The organism is Thiomonas intermedia (genome assembly GCF_002028405.1).
GTDB classification, from domain to species: domain Bacteria; phylum Pseudomonadota; class Gammaproteobacteria; order Burkholderiales; family Burkholderiaceae_C; genus Thiomonas; species Thiomonas intermedia.
In genome coordinates, this window is sequence record NZ_CP020046.1 from 3,118,617 (window position 1) to 3,131,880 (window position 13,264).

A 13,264-nucleotide genomic window follows, 5' to 3' on the forward strand; every position below is an offset into this window, starting at 1 on the left:
CGGGCGATCCATTCAATCCAAAGGAAATTCGATCATGACTGATATCGTCATCGTGTCCGCCGTGCGCACGGCGGTGGGGAAATTCGGGGGCTCGCTCTCGAAAGTGTCGGCCGTCGATCTGGGCGCGCGGGTCATTCAGGAGGCCGTGGTTCGCGCCAATCTGGAACCAGGGCAGGTCTCCGAAGTCATCTTTGGCCAGGTGTTGCAGGCGGGGTGCGGCCAGAATCCGGCCCGGCAGGCCAGCATCAAGGCGGGACTGCCCGACATGGTGCCCGCGATGACCATCAACAAGGTCTGCGGCTCCGGCCTGAAGGCCGTGATGCTGGCGGCACAGGCCATCCGCGATGGCGATGCCGACATCGTGGTGGCCGGCGGCCAGGAGAACATGAGCGCTTCGGCGCATGTCCTGCCGGGGTCGCGCGAGGGCCAGCGCATGGGCGACTGGAAACTGATCGATACCATGATCGTCGATGGCCTCTGGGATGCGTTCAACCAGTACCACATGGGCACCACGGCCGAGAATGTGGCCAAGAAATATGGCGTCACCCGCGAGATGCAGGATGCCTTCGCCGCGGCCAGCCAGAACAAGGCCGAGGCGGCCCAGAAGGCCGGGCGCTTTGCCGATGAAATCGTGCCGGTGATGCTGCCGCAGAAGAAGGGCGATCCGATGGCCTTCGCCACCGACGAATTCGTGCGTCATGGTGTGACGGCGGAAAGCCTCGGCGGTCTGCGCCCCGCGTTCGACAAGACCGGTTCGGTCACCGCGGGCAATGCCTCCGGCCTCAACGATGGCGCCGCTGCGGTGGTGGTCATGACGGCCAGGCGCGCCGCCGAACTCGGCCTCAAGCCGCTTGCAACCATCCGCGCCTATGCCAACGCCGGTCTCGATCCGGCCTATATGGGCATGGGGCCGGTTCCGGCGTCCACGCGTTGCCTGTCGCGCGCCGGTTGGACGCCGCAGGAACTCGACCTCATGGAGATCAACGAGGCCTTCGCCGCACAGGCCATTGCCGTGAACCAGCAGATGGGGTGGGATACGGCCAAGGTCAACGTCAACGGCGGGGCCATTGCCATCGGCCACCCGATTGGCGCCAGTGGTTGCCGCATTCTGGTGACGCTATTGCATGAAATGAACCGGCGCGATGCCAAGAAGGGCCTGGCCTCGCTGTGCATAGGCGGCGGCATGGGCGTGGCCATGGCGCTGGAGCGGTGATGCCGGATATCGATCCATCAGAAACCAAAACGAGGAGAATGGCATGAACAAGAAAGTGGCTTACGTCACGGGCGGCATGGGGGGCATCGGCACCGGGATCTGCAAACGGCTGTGTGAAGCCGGACACAAGGTGATCGCGGGTTGTGGACCCCATTCAAGCCGCAAGGAGAGTTGGCTGGAGGCCATGCGCGCCCAGGGTTTCGACGTCTACGCCTCCGAGGGCAATGTGGCCGACTGGGAGTCGACCAAGGCGGCTTTCCAGAAGGTCTTTGCCGAGCACGGTCAGGTGGACATTCTGGTGAACAACGCCGGCATCACGCGCGACGCCGTGCTGCGCAAAATGACCTACGAAGACTGGGATCTGGTGCTGCGCACCAATCTCTATTCCATGTTCAACGTGACCAAACAGGTGATTGACGGCATGGTCGAGCGGGGCTGGGGCCGCATCATCAACATCGCTTCGGTGAATGGGGAGAAGGGTCAGTTCGGTCAGACCAATTACGCCGCGGCCAAGGCGGGCATGCATGGATTTGCCATGTCGCTCGCCCTGGAAGTGGCCTCCAAGGGGGTGACCGTCAATACCGTCTCGCCGGGCTACATCCTTACCGACATGGTCAAGGCCATTCGTCAGGATGTGCTCGACAAGATCGTGTCGTCCATCCCGGTCAAGCGCCTGGGCACGCCCGAGGAGATCGCCTCGATCGTGGTGTGGCTGGCCAGCGAAGATGCCGGATTCACCACAGGCGCCGAGTTCAGCTGCAATGGTGGCTTGCACATGAGCTGATAGTCCCGGGCGGAAGGGGGTGGGCAAGCCACAGTGGCGTTGGGCGGGGAATATGGTTCAATCGGCCCAAAACATGCCCGCTCCTTTTTCCCTGACCGGATTGCAACGACATGCCCAAAGCCGATTCTCCTCAGCGCATCATCAAGAAGTACCCCAATCGCCGTCTCTATGACAGCGAGGCCAGCGCCTATATCACCCTGAGTGACGTCAAGCAACTGGTCATGGACGGCACGCGCTTCGTGGTGCAGGATGCCAAGACGGGGGAAGACCTGACCCGGAGCATTCTTCTGCAGATCATTCTGGAGGAGGAAAGCGGTGGCGTACCCATGTTCAGCACGGTGATGCTCGAGCAGATCATCCGTTTCTATGGGCATGCGATGCAGGGCATGATGGGCAGCTACCTGGAAAAGAATGTGCAGGCCTTCATCGACATCCAGAACCGGCTGAGCGAACAGTCGCGCGGCGTCTACGACAACGCGGCGCTGAACCCGGAGGCGTGGACCCAGTTTCTCAATGTGCAGAGTCCCATGTTGCAAAACATGATGGGCAACTACCTTGAGCAGAGCAAGAATCTGTATATGCAGATGCAGGAGCAGATGCAGGAGCAGGCCAAGCAGATGCTCGGCGCTTTCCAGCCGCCTGCGGCCAAGAAGTGAAGCCCCCGGTGAACTGATCCCTGGTGGGCTTCAGCGACAATGGCAGGATGGAAACATCCCTCACACCAATGTCCCCTGCCGCATCCGCGGCGCCAAAAATCGGTTTTGTTTCACTCGGTTGCCCCAAGGCGCTGGTGGACTCCGAGCGCATCCTGACCGAACTGCGAGCCCAGGGGTATGACACCTCGAAGAGCTACGCCGGGGCCGATCTGGTCATCGTCAACACCTGCGGCTTCATCGATGCGGCCGTTCAGGAAAGCCTTGACGCCATTGGCGAGGCTCTGGCCGAAAACGGCAAGGTCATCGTCACCGGATGCCTGGGAGCGCGCAACGATGCGGCGACGGGCAACAACCTGGTGCGCGAAGTGCATCCCAAGGTGCTCGCGGTCACGGGACCGCACGCCACTGATGAAGTGCTGCACCATGTGCATGCCACCTTGCCCAAGCCGCATGACCCCTTCGTCGATCTCGTTCCCGCCGCGGGCATCAAACTCACCCCCAAGCATTTTGCCTATCTGAAGATCAGCGAAGGCTGCAATCATCGCTGCACCTTCTGCATCATCCCGGCCATGCGTGGCGATCTGGTGTCGCGCCCGATAGGTGATGTTTTGAACGAGGCGCGCGCGCTTTTTGCCTCCGGGGTGAAAGAACTGCTGGTCGTCAGTCAGGACACTTCGGCCTACGGTGTGGATGTGAAGTACCGCACCGGGTTCTGGGATGGCCGTCCCCTACGCACCCGCATGACCGAACTGGTCGATGCCTTGGGCGGGTTGGCGGCAGAACACGATGCCTGGGTGCGGCTGCATTACGTTTATCCCTATCCACACGTCGACGAGGTTCTGCCCCTCATGGCGCAGGGCCGCATTCTTCCTTATCTCGATGTGCCGCTGCAGCACGCGCATCCGGATGTGCTCAAACGCATGAAGCGTCCGGCCAGCGGCGAGCGCAACCTCGAGCGCATCGCAAGGTGGCGCGAGATCTGCCCCGAATTGGTGGTTCGGTCCACCTTCATCGCGGGATTTCCGGGCGAGACCGAAGCAGAGTTCCAGACCTTGCTCGATTTCGTTCAGGAGGCCGAGCTCGACCGGGTGGGCTGCTTCGCCTATTCGCCGGTGGAAGGTGCTGCGGCCAACGCGATCGCAAACCCTGTGCCCGAGGCGGTTCGTGAGGAACGCCGCGCTCGCTTCATGGCGGTAGCCGAGGAGGTTTCCACCCGCAAGCTGCAGAAGCGCGTGGGCCAGGTGATGCGGGTTTTGGTCGATCAGGCGAGCCGCGAGGGCGGTGTCGGCCGAACCTACGCCGACGCACCGGAGATCGACGGTAAGGTGCATCTTCTCCCGCCCGACAAACCCTCGCTCAAGATGCGGCTGGCGCAAAGCGGGGGGCAGTTCGTCCGTGCGCGCATCGTTCGCACGGACGGGCATGATCTGGTGGGCGAACTGGTCTGAACAAGACGGTCGCCTTGCCGCTCAGTTCCCGCCGATGGCGGATTTGAGCGCCGCCGCATCGCGGGCAAATTGGATCTGGGTGATTTTGCCCTGGCGCAGTTGCACCACCGTGACGGCATTTTTCTCGTGAGGCATAAAGGCGCACTGTTCCGCCTTGGTGGCGAGAAGGATGGCGTAAGGCCGCTTACGCATCTTCGGCAAGGCAAAGGTCTGTGTCACGAACCCAGGCATGCCGCTGATGTTGGCCAGAAAGACGATGCCTCGCTGACGCATGGCCTCCGCGCCCAGCGTGGTGAGATAGTCGTTGACCACATCTGAAGGCGCTTTCTCCACCGCGAACAACACGACCCGGGTGTCGGCGCCCGGAAACGTCTCTGTCTTGCCGTGTTGATCCTCGAAGGACGTTTGCGGAAGCGTGTCTCCCGCTCCCAGCGGGGTGGCGGTGGCCATACCGGGCCAGGCCAGTGTGGCCCCCAGGGCGGTGGCGATGATGAAAGTGCGGCGTTGCATGCAGACTCCTGTGAGCAGATGCGCCATCAGAACAGAAGCCAGCCGCCGGGTTCCCTCACGGTCTCAGCAAGTTGCGTTCGCGATTGCGAGCGATCAATCTGCGCAGCGCGTCAGCTTGCCGACGCGCTGCTATCTCACAGATGAATGCCGAAGGCCGACATGTTCTTGTAAATCATGTAGACGGCCACCACCGCCACCAGGGCCGCGAAAATGAAGTTGAGCGTTCCCTTGCTGCTCTTGCCCAGATGCGTGGCCAGGCGGGCTCCGAACACGCCGCCGGCAATGCCTCCGGCGATGTAGAGCCCGGCAACCGTCCAGTCGAGCAGACCGGAGCTGGCGTAATTGATGGCTGTGGTCAGGCCGAAAGTGCCCACGGAAAACAGGGACGAGCCGACCGCGGCCAGCATCGGCATGCCGGTGGCAAACACCAGTCCGGGCACGATGAGAAAGCCGCCGCCAATGCCGAAGAAGCCCGACAGCGTACCTACGATCGCGGCTGACAGAATCAACTTCCAGAGAGAGAACTGGCCAGGGTGACCCTCCAGGTCGCCGGGCTTGACCTTCTTGGGGCGAGCCATCAGCGCGGCGATCACCAGCATCAGGATGGCGAAGAGGAACAGCAGCTTCTTGCCGTCCACGGCCTTGCCAAGCGTGGAGCCCACGAAGGCCGCCACGGCACCGACCACGGCGAAGATCACCGCTTCCTTCCAGCGCACATTGCCAGCTCGCGCATGCGGAATCAAATTCAGATAAGCGTTGATCGAGACTGCCAGTGCGGTGGTGCCGATGACCACATGGGGGTTGGGGTAGCCGACCAGATACAGCAGAAGCGGCACGGCGAGGATGGAGCCGCCGCCGCCGATCAGGCCAAGCGTGAAGCCGACTGCCGCGCCGGAAATGACGGACAGAATATGTTGGGTCAGGGCCAGGTCTGCGAGCATGGTGAGCACAGCATATAAGAACACTCTTATGGGGTCTGTGAGGATTTGTGCTGATTTGTGGCGAGGCGATGATGGATGTCGCCAGCGGGTGATTGAGGTGACAAGGCGTAAAGCCTGCAAGAAGTTTGTGACATGTAGGCGAGCCGTCAGCCGGATTGCCGATGCTTCGCGCGGGTCGACGACAACGCTGGCCCGCATGACGGGCAAACCGTCGTGCTCCCTGAAAACAACGAGGAGAATGAAATGGCTGAGAAAAAAGCGATCAATCCCGCTCCACTGGGATTATCTGGTTTCGCCCTGACGACCTGGCTATTGAGCATGGTGAATGCCGGCTGGTTTCCCGGAGCCGACGTGCCGATGGTGCTGGCGGCCGCGTTTGCCTTTGGCGGAACTGCCCAGTTTGTGGCCGGTGTGATGGAAGCCGTCGTGGGTAACGGCTTCGGCTTTGTGGCCTTTTGCGGGTACGGCGCTTTCTGGTGGAGTTTCGCGCTGTTTGTCGACTTTTTCGCCAAGGGGGTCGGCGGCCCGTTCGTCGGCTGGTATCTGTTGCTCTGGGGTGTGTTCACCACCTATCTGTGGATTGCCACCTGGAAGAAAGGGCGAGCCTTGATGCTTGTTTTCACTGCGCTGGTTCCCACCTTTTTCCTGCTGGCGGCCGGTGCAATCACCGGAAATGGAGGTCTGAGCATCTTCGGTGGCTATCTGGGGTTGATTACGGCGGCATTGGCGTTTTACCTAGCCGCTGCCGAAATCATTAACGAAGCCTGGGGCCGGGTGGTTTTGCCGGTTTGAACATGCGCGATGTGACCGTGTGCTCGCGTCCGGGGCGGTGCTGTTGTGCAACATGAATACACCTGAATCAGCATAAACTGATTCAGGATTACGTCAGTTTTGCACTGCAGCATTCGGGCACAAGTGCTGCGTCCGGTCCGAGATCTATTCGGCCGGACGCTGCCACGAGGCGCGGCTGCCCGATCTGGCAGACCGGGCACTCGGACCAAGAGCCTGTTCACATCATGAAAAATCGCTGGATCATTCTTGGCGCGGTGGTGACCCTGTCCGCGCCGTTCGCCTGGGCCAGTCTGGGCCAAGTCAACCCGACCCCACCGTCACAAGTCACACGCCCGAGCATGCCCACCGCTTCGGCCAGAATCGTGGCGCGCTCCATGCCCGACAATCTGCAGATCCGCGCCGCAAAGGGCCCGGATGGGATGCCGGTGCAAGAGTACATCGGGGCGGATGGGTCGCTGTTCGCCATCACCTGGGCCGGGCCGCAACGTGTCCAGGCGCAGGCCATGGTGCAACATTTTTTCCCCCACGCCTCGGCCGACAACGGTCATGCTGCGCACGAACTGCAGGCGGTGGTCCGAAGTGCCACACAACCCTGGGGTAACGAAGGGGTTGCCTATCTTCCGGCTTTGATGCCGATGGATTTCGATCCGAATACGTTGGCGCCCTGAGCGTTTGCCGCGCTCTTCGAGCCCATCAAGGGTTCAAAGAGCGCCGATCAGCGCAGGCCCTGAGTAGGGCAGGGCAAGACTTGAGCAATCTCTTCACGGGCCCGTTGTGGTTCTGGCCCAGAGCGGCTTGAGCCGGATGCGCAGCGTTTCATATTCCCGGTTGATCCGCGTGATCTCGGCGTTCTGGCCCACGATCAGGTCGTTCTCCTGCTGGGTCAGCACCTTGTTTTCGTCCAGTTTGGTGCGCAATTCCAGTGGCAGAGGACCTTGCGGATAGAACTGCGCATCGATGTGCAGTTGCTTGAGCTGGCGACCCAGCATCTCCAGCTGCTTGCGCGCATCCTGAATCATGGTCTGAGGGCGATTCAGGTCGTTGATTCGAGACGCTTCGAGCGCAGTTTCATTGGGATAACGCAACAAGAGCGCGCGATCCTCACGCTGCCGGTCACGCTGCTGCCTGGCAAGGTTTTGCGCGGCCTCTTGCGCCTGGGCCTGTGCCGCCTGTTCCTTGATCGTCAGAATGCGACGGCGCACGGTGCCGTCAGATCCAATCACCTTGCCGCCGTAGGTCAGGCAGTCGTTCGTCATGCGATCACTCGATACCAGCGTACCGTTCGCATCACGACAGAGGTAGATGTCGGCGTGCGCCCCCTGTGCCAAGCACAACAAGAGACCTAAGAGTACGGGGCGAAGGCGACACACGGTCAATTTCATGGACTGCAGGGACGTGGGTTGCTGCAACAATGCGGTGGAGTGGCATCAGATGACGACGATGCTCATTGTGCCTTGCTTTGCGGCTGCACAGGCACTCCGCGTGTGGTTTTCCGCCTGCCTCGCCGGTGGGCTTTCGCCCGCCTTTCGATGACTTCAATGGAGGACATGACTCCGATGTTGCCTTTCCCCTTGCGTGTGACTTCTCTCAATCTCAACGGCGTGCGCTCTGCGGCCAACAAGGGTGTCGATGGCTGGCTGCGCGAGCACGCACGGCCCGACGTGCTGTGCGTGCAGGAACTCAAGGCGCTCGATGCCGACATGACGCCCGCACTTCGTACGCTGGGCGCCCTGCCAGGCGCCGCCTTCCAACACGCCGAGAAGGCGGGCTACAGCGGCGTTGGCCTCTACTGGAAGCACGAACCCGATGAGGTGCGTATCGGATTTGGTCATGGTGAGTTTGATGCCGAGGGCCGATATGTCGAAGCCATCTACAAGCGGCCAGCTGGTGGGCGCCTGTCCATCGTGTCGGTCTACTTTCCCTCCGGCTCCAGCTCGGAAGAGCGTCAAAGCGCGAAGTTCCGCTTCCTGGCGGACTTCTACGAGCATCTGCGCGCCCTGAAGTCGGCTGGTGACGTTCTTCTGTGCGGCGATGTGAATATTGCACACAAGGAAATCGATCTCAAGAACTGGAAGGGCAACCTCAAGAACAGCGGTTTTCTCCCGGAAGAGCGTGCCTGGATGACGCGTCTCCTTGACGAAGTCGGCTATGTGGATGTGTTTCGCCAACTTGACCCCGCGCCGGATCGATACACCTGGTGGAGCAACCGCGGCCAGGCACGTGCGAAGAACGTGGGCTGGCGAATCGACTATCACCTCGCCACACCTGCGCTGGCCGCCCATGCCAAGCCTGGAAGTGCATGGATCTATACCGAGCAGCGATTCTCCGATCATGCGCCCCTGACCATCGACTACGCGTGAGGTGGAAGGGCGCTGAGCGTGACCCACAAAAAAAGCAGCCATTGTGGCTGCTTGATGTGATGGCTGAATGAACTGGTCGGAATCGTTCAGCGGCATAGGTTCACTCCCTACACGCATGTGCCCCATGCGTGTCGCTTAGGGGCATGCTTTCTCCTTGAGAAATTTTGCTTGCCCCGTACCTTCGCGACATGCCCCCAAATCTTGCCCCGCTTTCCGGGGCATCTCAAAGAACAGCGGTGAACTGCTACGGAATAAAAAAAGCCGTAAAGCATTGATTTCCTAATGCTTTACGGCCTTCTGTGAACTTTGCTGAACAATGAACTGGTGGGCGGTACTGGGATCGAACCAGTGGCTTCCACCGTGTGAAGGTGGCACTCTACCGCTGAGTTAACCGCCCGAATCGTGTTCCCACTCTGGTTGGGAAATCGCATTCAGCAAAGTCGGCAATTATTGCACACTTTTTTCGATCATTGCACGGCGTCTTGTACCGGCTGTGGGCGCCAGATGCTGTTGCCATTGCTCTTCTTGTCGAGCAGCCTGAGAAATGATTCATGTGCGGCCTGCTCGTCCGGACGGGGCGCGAAAACGGGCAGGGCAAAGCCATCAAGCGCGCGCGCAGCTACCGTCAATTGTTGCTGGGGGGTTTCCAGATCAATGACGAGGCTGTCCTGTCCCCGTGTCAGGCTGAGATAGACCTCGGCGAGGAGTTCGGCATCGAGCAGCGCGCCGTGCAGGGTTCGGTGGGCGTTGTCGATGCCGAACCGCTTACAGAGCGCGTCGAGATTGTTGAACTTGCCTGGAAACTGCAACTTGGCCATGACCAGGGTGTCGGTGACCAGTGGGACGTGTTTTCTGAACGTGGGGAGATTCATCCGTTCAAGCTCGGCATCTAGGAATGCGCAGTCGAATGGGGCGTTGTGAATGATGATTTCGGCATCGCGTACGAATTCCAGCAGACCATCTGCGATCTGCACAAACCTGGGTTTGTCCGAGAGAAATTCTTCGGTAAGTCCGTGGACTTTGAGGGCGTCCGGGTGGCTGGCCCGATCCGGGTTGAGGTAGGTGTGGTAACGCTTGCCGGTGAGCCTGCGGTTGAACAGTTCCACGCCGGCGACTTCGATGATGCGATCTCCGCTCGCCGGGTTGAGTCCGGTAGTCTCGGTGTCAAGGACGATTTGGCGTGTCATGCGGGATAGGTCTCAGGCAGAATAGTGTCTTTGCTGCGCCGCCCGATGGGCGGCCAGAACGCATGCGTTAGGGTGAGCCGCGAGGCCTCGATCAGAGGCCGAATGGGTTGATCTCATTGCTCGCCGCGCAGCCGAAAGCCTACCCCAGTTGCCAGCCGCCGCGAACCGCGAGCCGGCCCGACCATGAGCACAAACGACTCCGAGCAGATCCGCAGGCGGCGTACTTTCGCCATCATTTCCCACCCGGACGCGGGCAAAACCACGCTGACCGAGAAGCTGTTGCTGTTCTCCGGCGCGATTCAGATCGCGGGGAGTGTGAAGGCGCGCAAGGCCAGCCGCCATGCCACTTCTGACTGGATGGAGATCGAAAAGCAGCGGGGCATCTCGGTGGCGTCGTCCGTCATGCAGATGGAATGGCGCGACTGCGTGATCAATTTGCTGGACACGCCAGGCCACCAGGACTTTTCTGAAGATACTTACCGGGTGCTGACCGCAGTGGATGCTGCGTTGATGGTGATCGACGCGGCCAACGGCGTCGAAGAGCAGACCTTGCGCCTGCTCGAAGTCTGCCGGGCGCGCAACACGCCCATTCTGACCTTCGTGAACAAGATGGACCGCGAGGTGCGTCAGCCGCTCGATCTGATGGATGAGATCGAGCGCAACCTGGGCATGGCCGTGGTCCCGTTTACCTGGCCAGTGGGCATGGGGCGCGACTTCCATGGTGTCTTCGACCTGCGCCTCGACCGCATGCGGGTCTTCCGGCCTGGCGAGGAGCGGGTGAGGGACGACGATCAGATGCTGACCGGGCTGGACAACCCGGAGTCGGTGCGCCGCTTCGGCCAAGCCTACGAACAGGCTCAGGGTGAGATCGGTTTGCTGCGCGACGCGGCGCCGGCCTTCGATGCGGCGGAATTTCTCGCCGGACGCCAGTCGCCGTTGTTCTTTGGTTCGGCCATCAATAACTTCGGCGTGCAGGAGGTGCTCGATGCGCTTGTGGAACTGGCGCCGTCGCCCTTGCCGCGTGCCGCGACCACGCGCGTCGTGCAGCCGGAGGAAAGCGCGTTCACCGGCGTGGTATTCAAGATTCAGGCCAATATGGACCCGGCCCACCGCGACCGCATTGCCTTTGTCCGTATTGTGTCGGGGCATTTCGAGCGCGGCATGAAAATCCGGGTGGGGCGCACGGGCAAAGACATCCGTCCTGGCAGCGTCGTCACCTTCATGTCACAGCGGCGCGAGTTGCTGGACGAGGCTTTCGCTGGCGACATCGTCGGCATTCCCAATCATGGCACGCTCCACCTCGGAGACAGCCTGAGCGAGGGGGAGGAGCTGCAGTTCACGGGCCTGCCGTTTTTCGCACCCGAGATGTTTCGCGCGGTCGAGATTGCCGATCCGATGCGCAGCAAACAGTTGCGCACCGGTCTGCAGCAATTGGGCGAGGAAGGGGCGATCCAGGTTTTCCGCCCTATGGCCGGCGGCAGTCTGCTGCTGGGGGCCGTGGGCACCTTGCAGTTCGACGTGGTGCAGCACCGCCTGAAGTCGGAGTATGGCGTGGATGCGCGCATGGAGGGCAGTAAGTACCGCATGGCGCGGTGGTTCACCTGTGACGATCCGCAGGCGCTCAGGCGCTTCATCGACGCCAATGCGCACCGCATTGCCTACGACGTGGTCGAGGCACCGGCCGTGCTGCTGACGCACGCAAGCGAGTTGCGCGTGATGCAGGAACTGGCTCCCAAGATCCAGTTCCATACCCTGCGCGAGCATGCCGGTCAGGTCTTCAAGGCGTCGATGCAACCCTGACCGTGTTGCTGTCTGCGCCTTGCATCCCCTTCCGCAGCCTGGCGCGCGCCATCGCGGGAACCTGTTCAGCGTCGCCTTAGCGTGAACTGACCCTCGATCAGCCGGGCAAAGGCTGTTGGAGACTGGGGCAGACCACCCCGCGGTAGGCATGCCAGCTGGCGTGCCCGATGACGGGCAGCACGATGATCCACCCCAGGCCGAAAGGCAGCATGGCCAGCAGGCTGATGAAGCCGATCAGTGCGGCCCAGCAGATCATGGCAACTGGATGTTCGAGGCAGACCCGCAGGCTGGTCAACGCCGCGGTGATGGCGTCCACCGGACGGTCGAGCATCATGGGGATCGAGATCACACTGATGGCAAACACCAGTCCGCCAAAAAGCAGGGCGACTCCCAGATAGACCGTAACGAAGGTGAGATTGGCAGGGTCGAGCAGCAGTCGCAGGACCCCGCCTGTCTCGGGCATCCCGGCATCGAAGAACAGGGCGAAGACCACCAGGGCGGTGCGTCCCCAAAGCAGCTCGATGACCAGCAGCAATCCGGCGAAGATGGCCACACTGCCGCGATGAGGCCACCAGCAGCGGATGCAGAAATTCAATCGCGCCTTGAGATTGATCTCGCAGCGGCGGCTGGCTTCCATCAACCCCATGGCCAGAGCGGGGCCGACCAGCAGCAGTCCGGCGGCCAGCATCAAGGTGTATTCCGGCGTGCTGGCCAAGGTCCACGCCAGGAGCCAGCCCAGTGCGGTGAAGATGACGCCGTAGGTCAATCCGACCACCGGGCAGCGGGCGAAGTCGCGCCACCCGGCGGCAAGCCATCGAAAGGGGGTATTCCATTGCAGCGCGCATACGCTCACGCGCGTGCGGGTTTCCGCCGCCAGCGGGTGACGCTGTGCTTCTTCGGGGGTCATCCCAGTTCTCCTCCTTGGTGGGGCGCCTGCTTGGGGAGCCCGTCAAACGGGAGACTACGGTGCGACAAACGGCCGCACAACCCGGGATACCACGGGGTGTTTATCGTGATATCCCAATAAACCTATCCAAGGTGACGTCAGGCTCGGTGCTGACGACTGCGCCGGAACTCGTCGACGATCAGCAGGACCGCCCCAACAAAGATGGCCGAGTCGGCCAGATTGAACGCCGGCCAATGCCACTGCTGGCCGTGGAGGGTGAGATAAAAGTCGAGGAAATCCGTGACCTTGCCCCAGAGCACTCGGTCGATCACATTGCCCAAGGCCCCGCCGAGAATGAACGACAGACCCAGGCTGAACAGGGTTTTGCCGCGGTTTTTGAACATCAGCCACAAAATGAAAGCCGACGCGGCGAGACTCAGGCCGGTAAAGAACCAGCGTTGCCAGCCCGGCGCATTCGCGAGAAACGAGAAGGCGGCACCGGGGTTGTGGATGTAGACGAGGTTGAAGAAATCAGTGACCGGACGGCTGCTGTCAAGCGGCAAGGTCTGCCGCACCCAGGCCTTGCTGAACTGGTCCGAAAGAATGACGACCAGCGAGACCAGCAGCCACGGCCAGACGGGTGAGCGGCGTGGGTTGAGGGCAGCGTGGGAAAGGGCAGAGGGCATG

The 13,264-nt window shown here is 61.4% G+C and carries 14 protein-coding genes and 1 tRNA gene; 8 read left to right on the forward strand and 7 right to left on the reverse strand.

Annotation, left to right across the window (positions count from 1 at the left end; all coding sequences use genetic code 11):
* Nucleotides 1-34: 34 nt before the first annotated feature.
* The 4 genes from BVH73_RS14535 (at nt 35) to rimO (ending at nt 4,101) form a co-directional block, all read left to right on the forward strand.
* On the forward strand, nt 35-1,213 hold the full coding sequence (locus tag BVH73_RS14535; protein ID WP_079419849.1) for an acetyl-CoA C-acetyltransferase: 1,179 nt from the start codon (nt 35-37) through the stop codon (nt 1,211-1,213).
* Between the two features lie 43 nt (nt 1,214-1,256).
* On the forward strand, nt 1,257-1,997 hold the full coding sequence (phbB, locus tag BVH73_RS14540) for an acetoacetyl-CoA reductase (protein ID WP_079419853.1): 741 nt from the start codon (nt 1,257-1,259) through the stop codon (nt 1,995-1,997).
* 110 nt (nt 1,998-2,107) lie between these two features.
* Nucleotides 2,108-2,653, forward strand: coding sequence for a polyhydroxyalkanoate synthesis repressor PhaR (phaR, locus tag BVH73_RS14545; protein ID WP_079419856.1), 546 nt, complete (start codon nt 2,108-2,110; stop codon nt 2,651-2,653).
* Nucleotides 2,654-2,700: 47 nt separating this feature from the next.
* Entirely contained in the window at nt 2,701-4,101 is a 1,401-nt protein-coding gene (rimO, locus tag BVH73_RS14550; RefSeq protein ID WP_079419858.1) for a 30S ribosomal protein S12 methylthiotransferase RimO, read from the forward strand.
* A 21-nt stretch (nt 4,102-4,122) separates the two neighbouring features.
* Here rimO and BVH73_RS14555 read toward each other — a convergent pair whose 3' ends face one another.
* Both BVH73_RS14555 and BVH73_RS14560 read right to left on the reverse strand, forming a co-directional pair.
* A complete protein-coding gene (locus BVH73_RS14555; RefSeq protein WP_079420681.1) occupies nt 4,123-4,611 on the reverse strand; it encodes a hypothetical protein in 489 nt (162 codons plus the stop codon).
* Nucleotides 4,612-4,745: 134 nt separating this feature from the next.
* A complete protein-coding gene (locus BVH73_RS14560) occupies nt 4,746-5,552 on the reverse strand; it encodes a sulfite exporter TauE/SafE family protein (RefSeq protein WP_079419860.1) in 807 nt (268 codons plus the stop codon).
* A gap of 243 nt (nt 5,553-5,795) precedes the next feature.
* On the opposite strand from BVH73_RS14560, the gene BVH73_RS14565 reads away from it, so the two are divergent.
* Nucleotides 5,796-6,344 carry an acetate uptake transporter gene (locus BVH73_RS14565; RefSeq protein ID WP_079419863.1) on the forward strand — a complete coding sequence of 183 codons (549 nt, stop codon included), beginning with the start codon at nt 5,796-5,798 and terminating at the stop codon, nt 6,342-6,344.
* 224 nt (nt 6,345-6,568) lie between these two features.
* Nucleotides 6,569-7,012, forward strand: a complete 444-nt coding sequence (locus BVH73_RS14570; protein ID WP_079419865.1) for a DUF2844 domain-containing protein — start codon at nt 6,569-6,571, stop codon at nt 7,010-7,012.
* A gap of 93 nt (nt 7,013-7,105) precedes the next feature.
* On the opposite strand, the gene BVH73_RS14575 is transcribed toward BVH73_RS14570, so the two are convergent.
* Nucleotides 7,106-7,726, reverse strand: a complete 621-nt coding sequence (locus tag BVH73_RS14575) for a DUF4124 domain-containing protein (protein WP_154048508.1) — start codon at nt 7,724-7,726, stop codon at nt 7,106-7,108.
* 174 nt (nt 7,727-7,900) lie between these two features.
* Between BVH73_RS14575 and BVH73_RS14580 the strand changes: the two genes are divergently transcribed.
* Nucleotides 7,901-8,704 (forward strand): exodeoxyribonuclease III, encoded by an 804-nt coding sequence (locus tag BVH73_RS14580; RefSeq protein ID WP_079419870.1) that lies wholly within the window; start codon nt 7,901-7,903, stop codon nt 8,702-8,704.
* A gap of 322 nt (nt 8,705-9,026) precedes the next feature.
* On the opposite strand, the gene BVH73_RS14585 is transcribed toward BVH73_RS14580, so the two are convergent.
* Together BVH73_RS14585 and dnaQ are read right to left on the reverse strand one after the other, a co-directional pair.
* A tRNA-Val gene (locus BVH73_RS14585) sits at nt 9,027-9,101 on the reverse strand.
* A 70-nt stretch (nt 9,102-9,171) separates the two neighbouring features.
* Nucleotides 9,172-9,891 carry a DNA polymerase III subunit epsilon gene (dnaQ, locus tag BVH73_RS14590; RefSeq protein ID WP_079419873.1) on the reverse strand — a complete coding sequence of 240 codons (720 nt, stop codon included), beginning with the start codon at nt 9,889-9,891 and terminating at the stop codon, nt 9,172-9,174.
* 183 nt (nt 9,892-10,074) lie between these two features.
* Here dnaQ and BVH73_RS14595 point away from each other — a divergent pair, with 183 nt between their 5' ends.
* Nucleotides 10,075-11,691: a peptide chain release factor 3 gene (locus tag BVH73_RS14595; protein ID WP_079419876.1), complete on the forward strand. Its 1,617-nt coding sequence runs from the start codon at nt 10,075-10,077 to the stop codon at nt 11,689-11,691.
* 97 nt (nt 11,692-11,788) lie between these two features.
* Here BVH73_RS14595 and BVH73_RS14600 read toward each other — a convergent pair whose 3' ends face one another.
* Both BVH73_RS14600 and lspA read right to left on the reverse strand, forming a co-directional pair.
* Nucleotides 11,789-12,598 carry a DUF2189 domain-containing protein gene (locus tag BVH73_RS14600; protein ID WP_079419878.1) on the reverse strand — a complete coding sequence of 270 codons (810 nt, stop codon included), beginning with the start codon at nt 12,596-12,598 and terminating at the stop codon, nt 11,789-11,791.
* 137 nt (nt 12,599-12,735) lie between these two features.
* Complete coding sequence (gene lspA / locus BVH73_RS14605; RefSeq protein ID WP_079419881.1) at nt 12,736-13,263, reverse strand: signal peptidase II; 528 nt, start codon at nt 13,261-13,263, stop codon at nt 12,736-12,738.
* Nucleotide 13,264 lies beyond the last annotated feature (1 nt).

Excerpts from the sequence above, each read along its gene's own strand:
- BVH73_RS14575 (WP_154048508.1), bottom strand. The coding sequence starts at position 7,726 with ATGAAATTGACCGTGTGTCGCCTTCGCCCCGTACTCTTAGGTCTCTTG.
- lspA (WP_079419881.1), bottom strand. The coding sequence starts at position 13,263 with ATGCCCTCTGCCCTTTCCCACGCTGCCCTCAACCCACGCCGCTCACCC.
- BVH73_RS14535 (WP_079419849.1), top strand. The coding sequence starts at position 35 with ATGACTGATATCGTCATCGTGTCCGCCGTGCGCACGGCGGTGGGGAAA.
- BVH73_RS14565 (WP_079419863.1), top strand. The coding sequence starts at position 5,796 with ATGGCTGAGAAAAAAGCGATCAATCCCGCTCCACTGGGATTATCTGGT.
- dnaQ (WP_079419873.1), bottom strand. The coding sequence starts at position 9,891 with ATGACACGCCAAATCGTCCTTGACACCGAGACTACCGGACTCAACCCG.
- phaR (WP_079419856.1), top strand. The coding sequence starts at position 2,108 with ATGCCCAAAGCCGATTCTCCTCAGCGCATCATCAAGAAGTACCCCAAT.
- BVH73_RS14580 (WP_079419870.1), top strand. The coding sequence starts at position 7,901 with ATGTTGCCTTTCCCCTTGCGTGTGACTTCTCTCAATCTCAACGGCGTG.
- phbB (WP_079419853.1), top strand. The coding sequence starts at position 1,257 with ATGAACAAGAAAGTGGCTTACGTCACGGGCGGCATGGGGGGCATCGGC.
- BVH73_RS14595 (WP_079419876.1), top strand. The coding sequence starts at position 10,075 with ATGAGCACAAACGACTCCGAGCAGATCCGCAGGCGGCGTACTTTCGCC.
- BVH73_RS14560 (WP_079419860.1), bottom strand. The coding sequence starts at position 5,552 with ATGCTCGCAGACCTGGCCCTGACCCAACATATTCTGTCCGTCATTTCC.
- BVH73_RS14570 (WP_079419865.1), top strand. The coding sequence starts at position 6,569 with ATGAAAAATCGCTGGATCATTCTTGGCGCGGTGGTGACCCTGTCCGCG.
- rimO (WP_079419858.1), top strand. The coding sequence starts at position 2,701 with ATGGAAACATCCCTCACACCAATGTCCCCTGCCGCATCCGCGGCGCCA.
- BVH73_RS14600 (WP_079419878.1), bottom strand. The coding sequence starts at position 12,598 with ATGACCCCCGAAGAAGCACAGCGTCACCCGCTGGCGGCGGAAACCCGC.
- BVH73_RS14555 (WP_079420681.1), bottom strand. The coding sequence starts at position 4,611 with ATGCAACGCCGCACTTTCATCATCGCCACCGCCCTGGGGGCCACACTG.